Source organism: Brevundimonas sp. Leaf363 (assembly GCF_001424025.1).
GTDB lineage: Bacteria > Pseudomonadota > Alphaproteobacteria > Caulobacterales > Caulobacteraceae > Brevundimonas.
The window spans coordinates 1,116,028-1,132,176 of sequence record NZ_LMPZ01000002.1 but is presented as its reverse complement, the minus strand read 5'-3'; the positions used below and the strand labels follow the sequence as shown (position 1 = coordinate 1,132,176).

Below are 16,149 nucleotides of genomic sequence, written 5' to 3'. Positions count from 1 at the left end.
GACCAGGAGCGTGACGCGTCTTCGCGGAAGGGCTGCCTTATACAGCCGATTCAGCGTTCGTCAACGGGTGGGCGTCGCCAGATCGCCGTCGTGCCATCCCGTCTCGGCGCCGATGGGGCTGCCCGGCGGCGTCGCCGGGGCGTGACGCTTGGCGGCCAGCAGCTGATCCAGGCGCTCGCGGTCGCCGATCAGGGCCCCCAGCCAGCGATCGTGCGCTCTCTGGACAGGATCGGCCGCAGCGGACGCCTTCAGCGTCGTCGCCAGCGTGTTCAGCCGCCCGTCGATGACCGCGGCCGACGTGCTGGACAGGCCCGTGCCGCGCAACAGCCCGGCCAGCGCCAGCACGGTCTGGGCCTGCACCCGCCGCGCAGGCTCGGCCAGTCGGCCCGAAGTGGGCGCGAAGGCGGCGCGGGTGACTGTGTCGATGGTTTCGCCCAGGCCCAAGGCGCCGGCGTCGCGCCGCCCCGCATCGGCCAGGCGGTTGACCCGCTGCGGCGCGAACAGAGCCTCCAGCATCACATCGGCCGCCACGTCGGCCGCCACGCCCGGATCGAAGGCGCGGCCTTCCTGGCTCTGGAACACCTCGATGTCGTTCTGGGGATCGCCCTCCCCTGACTGCTGGGCCGCCAGCAGGGCCAGCAGCGGCTCGGGGATGTCCAGCTCCGCCGGACGGACGGTTCGCACCAGGGCCGCCAGCGCCGCGCGCTGGGTCTCCGCCGGCACGGGGGTCGCCGTCTCGGCCCCGCCGCCCGCGACCGGATAGCCATAGTCGATGCCGCCCACCAGCTTGGCGACCGCGTCCACCTGATAGCGGTGGAACAGATAGATCGGGACCAGCCGCCGCCGCAGGTCGTTGACCGCCGCGCCCTCGGGCAGGTTCCTCAGCCCGAACCGATCCAGCGCGATCCGGCGCACCTGCATCAGGTGATCCAGCTCCGCCAACGGGTCCGCGCCGTTATCCCACAGGCTGCCCCACGGCTGGGCGTCGCCGCCTACGCGCGCATCGCTGTCATTGACGAAGCGCAACCGCGCCGCGCCGTCCTTCGCCCGCGCGTCCCGCGTCGCCGCATCGGCGTCGGAATACAGCTGATCGATGGCGAAGGTGTCCCAATCCCCCATGCCGACATCATAGGCGTCGCTGAAGTCCAGGGCGTCGTCCGCGCCGATCGTGATGCGCGGCACCGGGTAATCCATTACCGAGGCCCGGTCCTGGGTCGAGCCCGCGAAGTTGTGCTGCAGACCGATGGCGTGACCCACCTCGTGCGCCGCCAGCTGGCGGATACGGGCCAGGGCGATGCGCTGCGGGTCATTGACCGAGCCGTCCCCGGTGTGGTCGGCCCCGACCAGCCCCTCGAAGATCAGCATGTCCTGCCGGATCCGTAGCGAGCCCAGCAGCACGCTCCCCTTGACGATCTCGCCCGTGCGTGGATCGACGACGCTCTGGCCATAGGACCAGCTGCGCGTCGCCCGGTTGACCCAGTTGATGACGTTGTAGCGGGCGTCCAGCGGATCGACGCCTTCGGGCAGCACCGACACGCGGAAGGCGTCGATATAGCCCGCCTGGTCGAACGCCTCGGCCCACCAGGACGCGCCCTCGACCAGGGCCGAACGAATCGGCTCGGGCGCCGCGCGATCGACGTAAAAGACGATGGGCTCCACCACGGTCGAGCGCGCCGCCGCCGGGTCGGTCTTCACCAGTCGAAACCGATTGGCCAGCCGCCGCACCATCGCCTCGTCCAGCGGCGCGGAATAGTCGGTGACGACGGTGTTGAAGGCGCCGGTGCGCGGGTCGAAGTCGCGCGTCTGATAGCCCTCGTCGGGCAGCCGGATGAAGCTGTGGTGGACGGTGAAGGTCGCCAGGCGCGGCTCCGGCGCGATCTGGCCGATAACCGGCCCGGGCTCGCTGACCGCAAAGGTCAGGCGCGCCTCCATCTCCAGGTTTTCCGGAAAGCTGCGGGTCGCGGCGGCGTCCACCAGCGTCAGGTCGGCCACGGGGCTCAACGTCCCCTGCCCGGCGCCCTTCAGCGTCTGGACGATCCCCATGGCGTCGCGCGTCAGGAAGCCGGACAGATCCACCAGCACCGATCCGTCCGGCGCCGTCGCCACGACATCTCCGGCCCACACCGTCGAGCCGACGAAGGCGTCGCGCGCCGCCGCCTGCTCGTCCGCCGAGCCGTTGGCCGCGCGGTATTTGGGGTTCTCGAACTCGGCCAGCACGCGCCTGCCGATACGGCGGAAGGCCAGGATGTTGGTCGCGCCGATCTGGGCCCGGTCCAGCCCTGTCGCCGCCGATCCGACGCCGGTCCGCATCGCCGTGTGGTGGATCACCCGCGCCATCACGCCGTCGGACGCCGCCGCCGGCAACTGCACCAGCACCCGCCCGCCCGCAGCGTCGACGAAGACAGGCATCAAGCCGTCCTGCCGCGTCATGCCGGCGACGCTCTGTTCATAGAAAGCGGGGGCGTTATCGGCGGCCCAGGCGGCGGGAACAGCCGTCAGGGACAGCACCAGGGCGAGCGCCGTCGCCGTCTTCAAACCCAAGGCCATGCCATCCCCCACACGCGACTTGGCGCAATAAGGCCGCGCGCCGCCCGCCGGTGTCAACGCGGCGGCGGTCCGACGGGCCTCAGTTGCTCTGGCGACCGAACGGCACCGAGACGATGACCCGGAAATCCTCGACAGGCTGGCCGGAACCGTCCGTCGGCGGGCGGAAGCGGAAATAGCCCTCGGCCACCCGAACCGCCGCCTCGCCGAAACCGAAGCCCGCCGGTTGCTCGCGCACCACGCGGCAGTCCTCCAGCCGCGTATCGGCGCGCACGACGCAGCTGACCTCGCTGCGGCCGGCGACACGCTGACGCCGCGCCTCGGGCGGAACCAGCGCCAGGATCTCGCGGTTCGAGGCCCCGCGCACGAAGACCGCCCCGCCGCCTGAACCAGGCCCGGCGCCCGATCCGCTGCCGCCGCCCGATCCGGTTCCCTGACCGCCCTGCCCCATGCCCGGCGTCGGATCGGCCACGGGCGCGGCCCCGACCACCAGCGTAGGCTCCGGCGCAGGCTTGGGCGGCGCGACCGGCGCATCGGGCCGGCGCGGTGGATCCGGCGGCGTCCGAACGACGGACGGCGCAGCCGGCGCGCCGCCGCCGGCGTCTTCGGACGGGGCCTCGACCACGGGCGGCGGCGGTGAAACGGGCGGGGGGCGGAACAGGATGACGTCGATCACGCGGCTGTCGACCGGCAACACGTCCGGCCGCGTCACCGCCAACAGCGAGAACAGCCCGATGTGCAGGCCCGCCACGAACAGCGCGGCGATCAGCCAGCGCGCCGTCTTGCGACGCTTCTGGGCGGTGTCTTCGTCGTCATGCTGAGGCGGCGTCAGGTCCATGCCAGCCAGAACGCCTCCGCTCGCCGCCTGTTCAGCCGTGAAGGTTCAGGGTCTTCAGCGCCGCCTGCACGGCGCGCACCTTCAACCGCTTCGCCCGCGCCGACTTCAGCGTCTCGACCAGGGGCTCGAAGCTTTCGGCGGTGCTGGGCCGCGCAATGCCGCGCTCCACAAACTCGACCGGTGGCGCCTCTCGGGTGGGCCCGCCCTTCAGCAGCCGATTGTACAGCCCCCACAGCACCGCGGTCTTGGGATCCAGGCCGGTGATCAGCAGCAGGCCCGTGGGATGAGTGTCGAGGTAGGTCAGCGTCAGGTCCGGCCGCCTCTCGGCTAGGCAGGCGGCCAGCTTCCAGACGTCGCCCGTCCAGACCTTGGTCTTCCGCTGGCGCTCGGCCTGCGCCGCGTGGTTCGGCAGGATGTCGTCGATCACGATCATCCCATAGGGCGACATCCGCCGCTCCAGGTTCATGAAGTCTCGCAGCGCGAACTCGAACAGATGCATGCCGTCGATGAAGGCCAGGTCGAACGGCTGATCCGGCGGCGTCACGTCGAAATAGTCGTCGCTGGTCATCGTCACGACTCGTGCCGTCGTCGGCAACGTCACCGTGATCTGCGGGAAGGGATCGACCCCGACGGCCTCGCACTCAGCTAGCGCCAGGCTGTGCCCCTCGCGCACCCCGACTTCGATATACCGCTGCGGCGTCAGCCGTCCGTGCAGGTCCGCCAGCGCCTGGCGGTAGGGGCGGTCGCCCTTGGTGGCTTCTTCCTCCGGCGTCCCCCGTTCGACTGCCTGCGGCGATCCCTTCAGTGCCTCGACCGGTGTCGTTGCGATCCTCTCACGGGGCTCGCGCGAGAAGACGCCGACCAGATCATGCCACGCCGGCCGCTCGTCCCGCCACACATCGACGAGGGCGCACCCTGCGTACTTGGCCAGCGCCGCATAGGCGTCCGGATAGAAGCGATAGCAGTCGACGGGATAGCGGTGGATCGGCCCGGCCGACGGCGCGATCAGAAAAATGAACCCGCCCGGCTTCAACACCCGCACCATCTCGGCGAAGGCCAGCCAGAAGAACTCGCAGTGCTCCAGCATCTGGCCGCTCAGCACGATATCCATCGACTGGTCGGCCAGCGGCAGGACGTAGGGGTCGTCCAGCACGATGCTGATGTTCGGCCCCGCCTCCAGATCGGCGCCGACGTAGTCGAAGCGCGGGTCCGAGAAGATGGTGCGATAGCTGCCGTTGACGTCGGCCGCCCCGATATCGAGCACGGTCACCCGCTCGGCCTGCCCCAGCTCGGTCCCCAGAACATAGCGGTCGTGACACCGCTGCATGTTCTCCATCGAGCTGACGTGCATCCGCGCCTCCTAGGCCAGCGCGGCGTCCAGGGCTGTCGCGACCGCCTCGATCGTGCCCATGCCGTCGATCTCGGTCAGCTTGCCCTGCTCGGCGTAGTACGGCAGCAGCGGCGCGGTGTTGCGGTTGTAGGCTTCCAGCCGGACCTTGAAGCTTTCCGGGTTGTCGTCCGGCCGGCCCTGCTCGGCGTAGCGCTTGGACACGCGCTCCAGCAACGCCGTGTCGTCGACCTTCAGCCGGACCACGGCGTCGATCTTCTCGCCCAGGGCGGCCAGCATGGCGTCCAGCGCCTCGGCCTGCGCCACCGTGCGGGGGAAGCCGTCGAAGATGGCGCCGCCCGCGTCCTCGGCCGCCTTCAGCTTGTCCTCGATCAGGGCGATGACGATGTCGTCGGCGATCAGCTCGCCGCGCGCCATGATGGCCTGACACTTCTGGCCCAGCTCGGACCCCGAGGCGATGGCCGCCCGCAGCATGTCGCCGGTCGAGAGCTGGACCATGCCACGCTCCCTGACCAGACGCGCCGCCTGGGTGCCCTTGCCCGCCGCAGGCGGGCCGAACAGGATCAAGTTCATGCCCGCCCCTCCCTCGGTTTCGAGCTTGCTATCGCCGGACCGGGGTGGGGGTGCGACCCCGGCCCCGAAGCTTGGCCTTCTTGATCAGGCCTTCGTACTGGTGCGCCAACAGTTGAGACTGGATCTGGGCCACCGTGTCCATGGTCACGGACACGACGATCAGAATCGACGTCCCCCCGAAGTACAGGCTGTTGCCGAAGTTTGCGACGATGATCTCGGGCAGCAGGCACACGGCGGTGATGTAGGCGGCGCCGATCACCGTCAGGCGGGTCAGGACATAGTCCAGGTACTCCGCCGTCCGCTTGCCCGGGCGGATGCCCGGCAGGAAGCCGCCGTACTTGCGCAGGTTCTCGGCCGTGTCCTCGGGATTGAAGGTGATCGAGGTGTAGAAGAAGCAGAAGAAGACGATCAGCAGGGCGTACAGCACCGTGAACAGCGGCTGTCCGTGCTGCAGCTGCCCCGTCACGGCCGGCAGCCAGCTCATCCATGACGGCAGATCGGCGTTGGCCGTCATCTGCGCCACGGTCGACGGCAGCAGCAGCAGCGACGAGGCGAAGATCGGCGGGATGACGCCGGCGGTGTTGACCTTCAGCGGCAGGAACGAGCGTTCGCCCCCGGCCATCCGGTTGCCTTCCTGGCGCTTCGGATACTGGATCAGCAGACGACGCTGGGCCCGCTCCATGAAGACGATGAAGACCACGACGGCGACCATCATCAGCACGATGAACAGCAGCGCGAAGGCCGACAGCTGGCCTTGCTGGGCCAGGCCGAACAGGCGCGCCACCGTACCGGGCAGAACCGCCACGATACCGGCGAAGATGATCAGCGAGATGCCGTTGCCGACGCCGCGGCTGGTCACCTGCTCACCCAGCCACATCAGGAACATGGTGCCGCCCGTCAGGGTGACGACGGTGGAGATGATGAAGAAGGCGCCCGGCGCATCGACCAGGCCGGCCTGGGCGTTCAGGCCCGCCGCGATCCCGAAGGACTGGGCCAGGGCCAGGAACACCGTCAGATAGCGGGTGTACTGGTTCAGCTGTTTGCGGCCGCTTTCGCCGCCTTCCTTGCGCAGCTTTTCCCAAGGCGGATACACCGTGCCCATCAGCTGCACGATGATCGACGCCGAGATGTAGGGCATCACGTTCAGGGCGAAGACGGCCATCCGCTCCACCGCGCCGCCCGAGAACATGTTGAACATGTCCAGGATGCCGCGCTGGCCGTCCGGGTTCTGGAAGAACTGCAGGAAGGCTTCGGAGTTGATCCCAGGAATCGGCACGTAGGTGCCGATGCGGTAGACCAGCAAGGCCCCCAGGGTGAACAGCAGACGCTTATGGAGCTCGGTCGCCTTGGCGAACGAGCCCATGTTCATATTGGCTGCGAGTTGTTCGGCGGCCGATGCCATGGATACCCCGACTTGTCAGAACGCAGCGGATTCGCTGACCAGCGCACCCGCCGCATCCAGATAGGCGATGAGCGGCCCCTTGGGGAGGCCGCCCGCGCAGCTTATTACGCGGCGGCCTTGCGGCGATCGCGCGAGGACACCTTGTTGGCGTCGCCCTTCGGAGCCTTGGGGGCCGGAGCCTTGCCCTTGGCGGCGTTGCGCTTCTCGACGCGGGCGGCGGCCTTGGCCTCCGCCGCGATGCGCTGCTGCTCGACGGTGCCGCCGGCCGCTTCGATCGCCTTGACGGCGCCGGCGGTGGCCGACCACACGACCAGGTTCAGCTTGGCGGTCAATTCACCGGTGCCCAGGACGCGCACGCCGTCCTTGGCGCGGCGCAGAACGCCGGCGGCCACCAGGGCGGCGCCGTCGATGGAGGCCGAGGCGTCCAGCTTGCCGGCGTCGATGGCGTCCTGCAGGCGCCACAGGTTTACTTCGGCCAGCTTCAGGGCGTTGGGATTGTTGAAGCCGCGCTTGGGCATGCGCATGTACAGCGGCATCTGGCCGCCTTCGAAGCCCAGCAGGCTGACGCCCGTCCGCGACTTCTGGCCCTTGACGCCGCGACCGGCGGTCTTGCCCTTGCCCGAACCCGGGCCGCGGCCGACGCGCATGCGCTTCTTGTGGGCGCCTTCGTTCTCACGAATTTCGTTCAGTTTCATGTGCCTGATCCTTTCGGGTGCTAGCGCCCGCGGCGAACCACGGACTCGGCTGTTGGTCTTGAATGGCCGGCGAACCGACCGCGGGACGCCTCTGACGAGACAGCCCCGAACGCAATGAAGGGCGGCCTATAGCCGCCCCCACCCCATCGCCGCAAGCGGCGACGTCCCCTCCCCCGTCGGGGGAGGGAGAAACGCTTACTTCTCGATCACCTGCACCATGTGCGCGACCTTGGCGATCATGCCACGGACGGACGGGGTGTCTTCCAGGGTCGATTCACGGCCCAGGCGGTTCAGGCCGAGGCCCTGCAGGGTGGCGCGCTGGTCCGACTTGCGACGGATCGGCGAACCGGTCTGCTTGATGGTGACGGTTTGCTCGGCCATGACTTAGCTCTCGACGGTTTCGGGCGCCGAGGCGCCGTCGTTGCGGCGGCCCATCAGGTCGGCGACCTTCTTGCCGCGCTTGTTGGCGATCTGACGGGGCGAGGACTGCACCTTCAGCGCTTCGAACGTGGCGCGGATCATGTTGTAGGGGTTGGACGAGCCGGACGACTTGCCGACCACGTCCTGGACGCCCAGGGTTTCCAGAACGGCGCGCATCGGGCCGCCCGCGATGACGCCGGTCCCGGGAGGGGCGGCGCGCATCATGATCTTGCCGGCGCCCCAACGGCCGTTGCCGTCGTGGTGCAGGGTGCGGTTCTCGCGCAGCGGAACCTTGATCATGGTCTTCTTGGCTTCTTCGGTCGCCTTGCGGATGGCTTCCGGCACTTCGCGCGCCTTGCCGTGACCGAAGCCGACGCGGCCCTTGCCGTCGCCGACGACCATCAGGGCCGCGAACGAGAACCGGCGACCGCCTTTTACGGTGGCGGCGACGCGGTTGATGTGGACCAGCTTCTCGACGATGTCCGAATCCGGACCGTCGACGGCGGGAGCGTTGCGGTTGTCGCGACGATTGCGGTCGTTGCCGCCGCCGCCACGCTGGGGTTGTTGCGCCATCTGTCGCGTCCCTTAGAAGTTCAGGCCGGCTTCACGCGCGGCTTCCGCCAGCGCCTTCACCCGTCCGTGATAGATGTACGAGCCACGGTCGAAGACGACGTCCTTGACGCCCTTCTCGATGGCGCGTTCGGCGATCAGCTTGCCGATCGCGGCGGCGGCGGCCACGTCCGAGCCCTTCTTGCCCTTGCCGCCTTCCAGCGACGAGGCGGCGGCGATCGTGACGCCTTGGGCGTCGTCGATGACCTGGGCCGAGATGTTCTTGTCCGAACGGCTGACCGACAGGCGCAGACGGCCGTTGGCGACAGCCTTCAGGCGGCGGCGGGTGCGCTCCGAGCGGCGCTTGGCTTGTTGTCGAAGAGAGAGAGCCATGACCTACTTCTTCTTGCCTTCCTTGCGGCGGACCTTTTCGCCGGCATAGCGGACGCCCTTGCCCTTGTAGGGCTCCGGCGGACGCAGCTTGCGGATGACGGCGGCGATCTGACCGACGGCCTGCTTGTCCGGGCCCGAGATCTTGATCTCGGTCTGCTTCGGCACCGCGAACGACACGCCGGCGGGCGGGTCGATGTCGACTTCGTGCGAGAAGCCGAGCTGCAGCGACAGGGCGTTGCCCTTCATCGCGGCGCGATAGCCGACGCCGACCAGTTCCAGCGTCTTGTCGAAGCCGTCGGTGACGCCCACGACCATGTTGTCGACCAGGGTGCGCGACAGGCCCCACATCGCGCGAGCGCGTTGGGTGTCGGACTTCAGGCCCAGCGACAGACCGTCGTCACCCTGGGTGACTTCGATCTCGTCCGCAACGGTCCAGGAGCGTTCGCCCTTGGGACCCTTCACGGAGACGGTCTGGCCGTCGAGCGTGACAGTCACGCCCTTCGGAACAGCGATGGTTTTCTTACCGATACGGGACATCTTAGTAGACCCTGCAGAGGACTTCGCCGCCGACATTCTGGTCGCGCGCGGCGGCGTCGGACATAACGCCCTTGGACGTCGACAGGATCGAGATGCCCAAGCCGTTCTTGATCGGCTTCAGGTCGCCGATCGCCGAGTAGACGCGGCGGCCCGGCTTGGACACGCGAGCGATCTCGGCGATGACCGGCTGGCCGTCGAAATACTTCAGCTCGATCTCGAACTGCGGGAATTCACCCGGGTTCTGAACCAGCGAATAGCCGCGGATGTAGCCTTCGTCCTGCAGCACGTCGAGGACGCGCTGGCGCAGACGCGAGGCCGGGGTCAGCACCTTGGAACGCTTGCGGGTCGCGGCGTTCTTAATGCGAGCGATCATGTCGCTCAGGGGATCGTTGATCATCATGTTCGTTGCTCCCCTTACCAGCTCGACTTCGTCAGGCCGGGGATCTGCCCCAGGTTGCCGAGTTCACGCAGCGCGATCCGGCTCATCTTCAGCTTGCGATAGTAGGCGCGCGGGCGGCCGGTCACATCGCAGCGGTTGCGGATGCGGGTCGGGGCCGAGTTGCGCGGCAGGGCCGCCAGCTTCAGGCGCGCATCGAAGCGCTCCTCCAGCGGCAGGCTCTCGTTGTTGGCGACGGCCTTCAGGGCCTCGCGCTTGGCGGCATACTTCGCAACAAGGGCCTTGACGGCTTCGTTGCGGTTTACGGCGCTCTTCTTAGCCATGGTGCTTTTCCCTTCCCGCTCAGTTCGTCACGAACGGGAACTTGAATTCGGTCAGAAGCGCGCGCGCCTCGTCGTCATTCTTGGCCGTGGTGCAGACGACGATGTCCATGCCCCACATCTGATCGATCTCGTCGTAGTTGATCTCCGGGAACACGATGTGCTCCTTCAGACCGGTCGCGTAGTTGCCGCGGCCGTCGAACGAGGTCGGCTTCAGGCCGCGGAAGTCCTTCACGCGCGGCAGGGCCACGGTGATGAAACGGTCCAGGAACTCGTACATCCGGTCGCCGCGCAGGGTGACCTTGCCGCCGATCGTCATGCCTTCACGCAGCTTGAAGCCGGCGATGGAGTTGCGGGCCTTGGTCGGGACGGCCTTCTGGCCGGCGATCTGCGTCAGATCCTTGAGGGCCGCATTGGCCTTCTTGGAGTCCGCGACGGCTTCACCGACGCCCATGTTCAGGACGATCTTGTCCAGCTTGGGCACCTGCATTTCGTTCGTGTAGCCGAACTTTTCCTTCATGACCTGGCGGATGCGCGCCTGGTACTCGGCCTTCAGCCGGGGGGTGTAGGTTTCGGTCGCCATCAGATGACGTCTCCCGTCGTCTTGGCGAAGCGGACCTTTTGGTCCCCTTCGACGCGGAAGCCGACGCGCGTCGCCTTGCCGGCGGCGTCGGCGATCGCGACGTTCGACAGGTGAAGCGAGGCTTCCTTGTTCTTGATGCCGCCTTGCGGGTCAGCCTGGGTCGGGCGCGTGTGGCGCTGGACCATGTTGACGCCTTCAACGACGACGCGGTTTTCGGTCGGCAGGACGCGCAGCACGTTGCCCGTGCGGCCCTTGTCCTTGCCGGTCAGGACGACGACGCGGTCGCCCTTCTTGATCTTGGCGGCCATGTTACAGGACCTCCGGAGCCAGGGAGATGATCTTCATGTGGTTCTTGGCGCGCAGTTCACGGGGAACCGGGCCGAAGATCCGCGTGCCGACCGGCTCGTTCTGCTTGTTGACGATGACGGCGGCCGAGCGGTCGAAACGGATCACCGAGCCGTCCTTGCGCTGGATGTCCTTGGCGGTGCGCACGACGATGGCGCGAACGACGTCGCCCTTCTTCACGCGACCACGCGGGATGGCTTCCTTGACCGAGGCGACAATGGTGTCGCCCACCGAGGCGTAGCGGCGCTTCGAGCCGCCCAACACCTTGATGCACATGACCCGGCGGGCGCCCGAATTGTCGGCCACTTCCAGGTTAGTTTGCATCTGGATCATGAGATCAGATCCTTCTGATTACGACGCCGGAGCGGCGAGGACTTCCCACCGCTTCAGCTTGGACTTCGGGGCGCACTCGACGATGCGGGCCACGTCGCCGACTTTCAGCGCGTTGGCCTCGTCGTGGGCGTGGTACTTCTTGGACAGACGGACGATCTTCTTCAGCACCGGGTGCAGAAGGGTGCGTTCGACCTTCACGACGACGGTCTTGTCACCCTTGTCGGAGACGACCACGCCTTCGAGAATTCGCTTGGGCATATTCGTTCCTTACGCGGCCGACTTCTGCTGACGCAGAAGGGTCGAGATGCGGGCGACGTCCTTGCGGATCTCGCCCACGCGGTGGGTCTTCTCAAGCTGGCCGGTGGCAGCCTGGAAGCGCAGGTTGAACTGTTCCTTCTTGAGCTTCAGCAGCTCGTCGGCCAGTTGATCGGCGGTCAGGGACCGCAGGTCGGCGATCTTCGTCATCAGGCGGCTTCCTCAACGTGCGCGATGCCGGCGTCGAGGCGGGTGACCACCTTGGTGCGGACCGGCAGCTTGGCGGCGCCGAGACGCAGCGCTTCACGGGCCACGTCGTCCGGCACGCCGTCGATTTCGAACAGGATACGGCCGGGGTGGCAGCGCGCGGCCCAGTGGTCCACGGCGCCCTTGCCCTTGCCCATCCGGACTTCAGCGGGCTTGCCGGAAACCGGCACGTCCGGGAAGACGCGGATCCAGACGCGGCCCTGACGCTTCATCTGGCGGGTGATCGCGCGGCGGGCCGCTTCGATCTGACGCGCGGTGATGCGTTCCGGCTCCACCGTCTTCAGCCCGTACGAGCCGAAGTTCAGCGAGAAGCCACCCTTGGCCGAGCCGTGGATGCGGCCCTTGAAGGCCTTGCGGTACTTGGTCTTCTTCGGTTGCAGCATGACTTAGTTCTCACGTCCCCGGTCACGGCGCGGGCCACGGTCGCCGCGCGGGCCACCACGTTCACGGCCTTCGTTGGACGACGGGCCGGCGGCTTCCTGAGCCCAGCGCTTGTCCTGGGCCATCGGGTCGTGCTCGAGCACTTCGCCTTTGAACACCCAGACCTTCACGCCGATGATGCCGTAGGTCGTCTTGGCTTGGATGAAGCCGTAGTCGATGTCGGCGCGCAGGGTGTGCAGCGGCACGCGGCCTTCACGATACCATTCCATCCGCGCGATTTCGGCGCCGCCCAGGCGGCCCGAGACGTTGATGCGGACGCCCTTGGCGCCAAGGCGCATGGCCGACTGCATCGCGCGCTTCATGGCGCGGCGGAAGGCGATACGGCGTTCCAGCTGCTGCGCGATGTTCTCGGCGATCAGCTGGGCGTCGGTTTCCGGTTTGCGGACCTCGACGATGTTCAGGTGAACCTCGCCTTCGGTCAGGGCCGAGATGTCCTTGCGCAGCTTCTCGATGTCCGCGCCCTTCTTGCCGATCACGACGCCCGGACGGGCGGCGTAGATCGTCACGCGGCACTTCTTGTGCGGACGCTCGATGATGATGCGCGAGACGCCGGCGCCGGACAGGCGTTCCTTCAGCCACGTGCGCAGCTTCAGGTCCTGGTGCAGCAGGCGGGCGTAGTTGGCGCCGTCGGCGAACCAGCGGCTGTCCCACGTGCGGTTCACGCCGAGGCGGAAACCGATCGGATTGATTTTCTGACCCATCAGGCGGCCTCGCCGGCTTCACGGACCACGATGGTGATCTCGCTGAACGGTTTCAGGATGCGCGACGAGCGGCCACGAGCGCGGCTCGCGAAACGCTTCATCACCAGGTTCTTGCCCACGAAGGCCTCGGCGACGACCAGCGAGTCGATATCGAGGTTGTGGTTGTTCTCGGCGTTCGACACGGCCGAATACAGGACCTTGCGGACGTCGGTGGCGATGCGCTTGCGGCTGAATTCCAGCTCGTTCAGCGCCTTCTGCACCGGCAGACCACGGATGGACTGGGCGACGAGGTTCAGCTTCTGAGGGCTGATGCGGACGTTGACCAGCTTGGCGCGGGCTTCGGTCGGGGCGACCCGGCGGACGTTCTTTGTCTGGGCCATCGGTTACTTCCTTTTGGCCTTCTTGTCCGCCGCGTGGCCCGGGAAGTTCCGGGTCGGGGAGAACTCGCCGAACTTCATGCCGACCATGTCTTCGTTGACCATCACCGGCACATGCTTCTGGCCGTTGTGGACACCGAACGTCAGGCCGACGAACTGCGGCAGGATGGTGGAGCGGCGCGACCAGGTCTTGATCACGTCCTTGCGGCCCGACGACTGAACCGTCTCGGCCTTCTTGAGCAGATACCCGTCGACGAACGGGCCTTTCCAGGAGGAGCGGGCCATCTTTAGCGAGCCTTCTTCACGTGGCGGCTACGGATGATGAACTTGTCCGTGGCCTTGTTCTTGCGGGTACGAGCGCCCTTGGTGTCCTTGCCCCACGGCGTGACCGGGGTCCGGCCGCCAGAGGTCCGGCCTTCACCACCACCGTGCGGGTGGTCGATCGGGTTCATGGCGACGCCGCGGACGTGCGGACGGAAGCCCATGTGACGAACCCGGCCAGCCTTGCCCAGGTTCTGGTTCATGTGGTCGGCGTTCGAAACGGCGCCCACCGTGGCCATGCAGGTGTCCAGCACCATGCGCAGCTCGCCGGAGCCGAGGCGGATCTGGGCGTAACCCTGATCGCGACCCACCAGCTGGGCGTAGGCGCCGGCCGAACGGGCCAGCTGGGCGCCCTTGCCCGGCTTCATTTCCACGCAGTGGATGATGGTGCCGACGGGCATCGAGCGCAGCGGCATGGCGTTGCCGGGCTTAACGTCCGTCTTTTCGCCGGCCACGACCGTGTCGCCCGCCTTCAGGCGTTGCGGCGCGATGATGTAGGCCTTCTCGCCGTCCTCGTAGTTCACCAGGGCGATGAACGCGGTGCGGTTCGGATCGTATTCCAGGCGTTCGACGGTCGCCGTGGCGAACTTGCGACGCTTGAAGTCGATCTTGCGATACAGGCGCTTGGCGCCGCCGCCACGGAAGCGAACGGCGATCCGGCCGCCCTGACCGCGTCCGCCCGACTTGGTCAGGCCTTCGGTCAGCGACTTTTCCGGACGGCCCTTGTGGAGCTCCGAACGGTCGATCAGCACAAGGGCGCGACGGCCCGGCGATGTCGGATTGTAGGTCTTCAAGGCCATCTGATCAGAGCCCCGTGGTGACGTCGATCGACTGGCCTTCGGCCAGCGTCACGATCGCTTTTTTGATGTCGACGCGACGACCGAGGATGCCCCGGAAGCGCTTGGTCTTGCCCTTGGTCACCAGCGTATTGACCTTCAGGACGTTGACCTTGAACAGGCTTTCGACCGCCGCGGCGATCTCGTCCTTGGTCGAGGTTCCGGCGACGCGGAACACGACCTTGTTCTGTTCCGACAGGATCGTCGCCTTCTCGGTGATGATCGGCGACAGGATGGTGTCGTAGTGTTTGGCGGTGGGTTGTGCGCCGGCCATTACGCGGCCTCCGTCTTGGAATAGCGCGCCTCGATCGCCTCGACGGCGGCCTTGGTCAGCACCAGCTTACCGGACTTCAGCACGTCGTAGACGTTCAGGCCGGCGTTCGGCAGGACGTCGATGTGCGGAATGTTGCGGGCGGCGAGACCGAAGTTGGTCTCGACTTCCGGACCGGCGATGATCAGGGCCTTGGTCCAGCCCAGCTTGCCGAAGGTTTCACGCAGCGAGGCCGTCTTGGCCTCCGTCACGTTCAGCGCATCCACCACGACCAGCTCGCCGGCCTTGACCTTGGAGCTGAGGGCGTGACGCAGGGCCAGGGCGCGGACCTTCTTGGGCAGGTCGAACGCGTGCGAGCGAACGACCGGGCCGAAGGCGCGCGAACCGCCGATGAACTGCGGCGCGCGACGCGAGCCGTGACGGGCGCCGCCGGTGCCCTTCTGCTTGTACATCTTCTTGCCCGTACGAGAGTTCTCGTTGCGGGTTTGAACCTTGTGCGTACCGGCGCGGCGCTTGGCCAGCTGGTAGTTGACCATGCGGGCCAGCAGGTCGCCGCGGATGTCGGTGATGCCGAACACTTCGTCCGACAGCTCGACGTCTCCGGCGGCGCCGCCGTCCAGTTTGATGACCGAGAGTTTCATTACGCTTCACCGCCTTCGGTCGCTTCGACGGCCGGGGCTTCTTCAGCCGGGGTCGAGGCGGGTTGAGCAGCAGACGCGGCCGACTTGATGGCGCCCGGGAACGGGGCCTCGGCCGGACGGGCCTTCTTGATGGAGTCGCTGACCTTGACGTAGGTGCCGTCGTGACCCGGGACGGCGCCCTTGATCAGGATCAGGCCGCGGTCGGTGTCGACGCGCACGACGGTCAGGTTCTGCTGGGTGACGGTTTCCTGGCCCAGGTGGCCGGCCATCTTCTTGCCCGGGAAGGTGCGGCCCGGATCCTGACGGTTACCCGTCGAACCGTGCGAGCGGTGCGAGACCGACACGCCGTGGGTCGCCCGCAGGCCGCCGAAGTTCCAGCGCTTCATGGCGCCGGCGAAGCCCTTGCCGATGGTCGGGCCCTGGATGTCCACCTTCTGGCCGACGACGAAGTGGTCCGCCGTGAACTCGGCGCCCACGTCGATCATCGCGTCCGCATCGACGCGGAACTCGGTGACATAGGCCTTCGGTTCGACCGACAGCTTGCCGAAAGACTCGCGTTGAGCCTTGTTCGTCCGCTTGGCCTTCTTGGCCCCCGCGCCCAGCTGCAGGGCGACGTAGCCGTCCCGCTCCTGAGTGCGTTGGCCGACGACTTGGCAGCCGTCGAGTTGAAGCACAGTGACCGGAACGTGCGCGCCGTCTTCGGCGAACACGCGGGTCATGCCCAGCTTCTTGGCGATCACGCCCGTGCGCATCGGATCCCGC

At 67.3% G+C, this 16,149-nt stretch carries 25 protein-coding genes; all 25 read right to left on the bottom strand.

All coding sequences use genetic code 11. From position 1 onward, the window contains the following. Positions 1–60: 60 nt before the first annotated feature. On the bottom strand, positions 61–2,547 hold the full coding sequence (locus tag ASG17_RS08650) for a zinc-dependent metalloprotease (RefSeq protein WP_235560390.1): 2,487 nt from the start codon (positions 2,545–2,547) through the stop codon (positions 61–63). 79 nt (positions 2,548–2,626) lie between these two features. Beyond that, positions 2,627–3,382 carry an energy transducer TonB gene (locus ASG17_RS08645; RefSeq protein WP_082496162.1) on the bottom strand — a complete coding sequence of 252 codons (756 nt, stop codon included), beginning with the start codon at positions 3,380–3,382 and terminating at the stop codon, positions 2,627–2,629. 31 nt (positions 3,383–3,413) lie between these two features. Further along, positions 3,414–4,733: a methyltransferase domain-containing protein gene (locus ASG17_RS08640; protein ID WP_056101847.1), complete on the bottom strand. Its 1,320-nt coding sequence runs from the start codon at positions 4,731–4,733 to the stop codon at positions 3,414–3,416. A 9-nt stretch (positions 4,734–4,742) separates the two neighbouring features. Next, positions 4,743–5,303: an adenylate kinase gene (locus tag ASG17_RS08635; protein ID WP_056101845.1), complete on the bottom strand. Its 561-nt coding sequence runs from the start codon at positions 5,301–5,303 to the stop codon at positions 4,743–4,745. A 28-nt stretch (positions 5,304–5,331) separates the two neighbouring features. After that, positions 5,332–6,705 carry a preprotein translocase subunit SecY gene (secY, locus tag ASG17_RS08630; protein ID WP_056101841.1) on the bottom strand — a complete coding sequence of 458 codons (1,374 nt, stop codon included), beginning with the start codon at positions 6,703–6,705 and terminating at the stop codon, positions 5,332–5,334. A 104-nt stretch (positions 6,706–6,809) separates the two neighbouring features. Next, positions 6,810–7,400, bottom strand: a complete 591-nt coding sequence (gene rplO / locus ASG17_RS08625) for a 50S ribosomal protein L15 (RefSeq protein ID WP_056101838.1) — start codon at positions 7,398–7,400, stop codon at positions 6,810–6,812. A 195-nt stretch (positions 7,401–7,595) separates the two neighbouring features. Next, a complete protein-coding gene (rpmD, locus tag ASG17_RS08620; protein ID WP_056101834.1) occupies positions 7,596–7,781 on the bottom strand; it encodes a 50S ribosomal protein L30 in 186 nt (61 codons plus the stop codon). Between the two features lie 3 nt (positions 7,782–7,784). Further along, positions 7,785–8,393 (bottom strand): 30S ribosomal protein S5, encoded by a 609-nt coding sequence (gene rpsE / locus ASG17_RS08615; protein WP_056101832.1) that lies wholly within the window; start codon positions 8,391–8,393, stop codon positions 7,785–7,787. Positions 8,394–8,405: 12 nt separating this feature from the next. Further along, entirely contained in the window at positions 8,406–8,762 is a 357-nt protein-coding gene (gene rplR / locus ASG17_RS08610; RefSeq protein ID WP_056101829.1) for a 50S ribosomal protein L18, read from the bottom strand. A 3-nt stretch (positions 8,763–8,765) separates the two neighbouring features. Beyond that, positions 8,766–9,299 carry a 50S ribosomal protein L6 gene (rplF, locus tag ASG17_RS08605; protein WP_056101826.1) on the bottom strand — a complete coding sequence of 178 codons (534 nt, stop codon included), beginning with the start codon at positions 9,297–9,299 and terminating at the stop codon, positions 8,766–8,768. Position 9,300: 1 nt separating this feature from the next. Beyond that, positions 9,301–9,699 carry a 30S ribosomal protein S8 gene (gene rpsH / locus ASG17_RS08600; RefSeq protein ID WP_056101822.1) on the bottom strand — a complete coding sequence of 133 codons (399 nt, stop codon included), beginning with the start codon at positions 9,697–9,699 and terminating at the stop codon, positions 9,301–9,303. Positions 9,700–9,713: 14 nt separating this feature from the next. Then, entirely contained in the window at positions 9,714–10,019 is a 306-nt protein-coding gene (rpsN, locus tag ASG17_RS08595; RefSeq protein ID WP_056101820.1) for a 30S ribosomal protein S14, read from the bottom strand. Between the two features lie 19 nt (positions 10,020–10,038). Beyond that, positions 10,039–10,599: a 50S ribosomal protein L5 gene (gene rplE, locus ASG17_RS08590; protein ID WP_056101817.1), complete on the bottom strand. Its 561-nt coding sequence runs from the start codon at positions 10,597–10,599 to the stop codon at positions 10,039–10,041. After that, a complete protein-coding gene (gene rplX / locus ASG17_RS08585) occupies positions 10,599–10,907 on the bottom strand; it encodes a 50S ribosomal protein L24 (protein ID WP_056101814.1) in 309 nt (102 codons plus the stop codon). Before rplX ends, rplE begins: the two co-directional genes overlap by 1 nt. Position 10,908: 1 nt before the next feature. Beyond that, positions 10,909–11,277, bottom strand: coding sequence for a 50S ribosomal protein L14 (gene rplN / locus ASG17_RS08580; RefSeq protein WP_056101813.1), 369 nt, complete (start codon positions 11,275–11,277; stop codon positions 10,909–10,911). Between the two features lie 18 nt (positions 11,278–11,295). Then, on the bottom strand, positions 11,296–11,535 hold the full coding sequence (gene rpsQ / locus ASG17_RS08575; protein ID WP_056101810.1) for a 30S ribosomal protein S17: 240 nt from the start codon (positions 11,533–11,535) through the stop codon (positions 11,296–11,298). 9 nt (positions 11,536–11,544) lie between these two features. Then, positions 11,545–11,742, bottom strand: a complete 198-nt coding sequence (gene rpmC / locus ASG17_RS08570; RefSeq protein WP_056101807.1) for a 50S ribosomal protein L29 — start codon at positions 11,740–11,742, stop codon at positions 11,545–11,547. Continuing rightward, positions 11,742–12,182 (bottom strand): 50S ribosomal protein L16, encoded by a 441-nt coding sequence (rplP, locus tag ASG17_RS08565; RefSeq protein WP_056101805.1) that lies wholly within the window; start codon positions 12,180–12,182, stop codon positions 11,742–11,744. Before rplP ends, rpmC begins: the two co-directional genes overlap by 1 nt. Positions 12,183–12,185: 3 nt before the next feature. Then, positions 12,186–12,941, bottom strand: a complete 756-nt coding sequence (rpsC, locus tag ASG17_RS08560) for a 30S ribosomal protein S3 (RefSeq protein WP_056101803.1) — start codon at positions 12,939–12,941, stop codon at positions 12,186–12,188. Then, positions 12,941–13,321: a 50S ribosomal protein L22 gene (gene rplV / locus ASG17_RS08555; protein ID WP_056101800.1), complete on the bottom strand. Its 381-nt coding sequence runs from the start codon at positions 13,319–13,321 to the stop codon at positions 12,941–12,943. Before rplV ends, rpsC begins: the two co-directional genes overlap by 1 nt. 3 nt (positions 13,322–13,324) lie before the next feature. Next, complete coding sequence (gene rpsS, locus ASG17_RS08550) at positions 13,325–13,603, bottom strand: 30S ribosomal protein S19 (protein WP_056101798.1); 279 nt, start codon at positions 13,601–13,603, stop codon at positions 13,325–13,327. A gap of 2 nt (positions 13,604–13,605) precedes the next feature. Further along, positions 13,606–14,439 (bottom strand): 50S ribosomal protein L2, encoded by an 834-nt coding sequence (gene rplB / locus ASG17_RS08545; RefSeq protein WP_056101795.1) that lies wholly within the window; start codon positions 14,437–14,439, stop codon positions 13,606–13,608. 4 nt (positions 14,440–14,443) lie between these two features. Next, positions 14,444–14,749 carry a 50S ribosomal protein L23 gene (locus ASG17_RS08540; protein ID WP_056101793.1) on the bottom strand — a complete coding sequence of 102 codons (306 nt, stop codon included), beginning with the start codon at positions 14,747–14,749 and terminating at the stop codon, positions 14,444–14,446. Next, positions 14,749–15,387, bottom strand: a complete 639-nt coding sequence (rplD, locus tag ASG17_RS08535; protein ID WP_056101790.1) for a 50S ribosomal protein L4 — start codon at positions 15,385–15,387, stop codon at positions 14,749–14,751. The genes ASG17_RS08540 and rplD overlap by 1 nt, the downstream gene beginning before the upstream one ends. Continuing rightward, positions 15,387–16,139: a 50S ribosomal protein L3 gene (gene rplC, locus ASG17_RS08530; RefSeq protein WP_056101787.1), complete on the bottom strand. Its 753-nt coding sequence runs from the start codon at positions 16,137–16,139 to the stop codon at positions 15,387–15,389. The genes rplD and rplC overlap by 1 nt, the downstream gene beginning before the upstream one ends. Between the last annotated feature and the right edge of the window lie 10 nt (positions 16,140–16,149).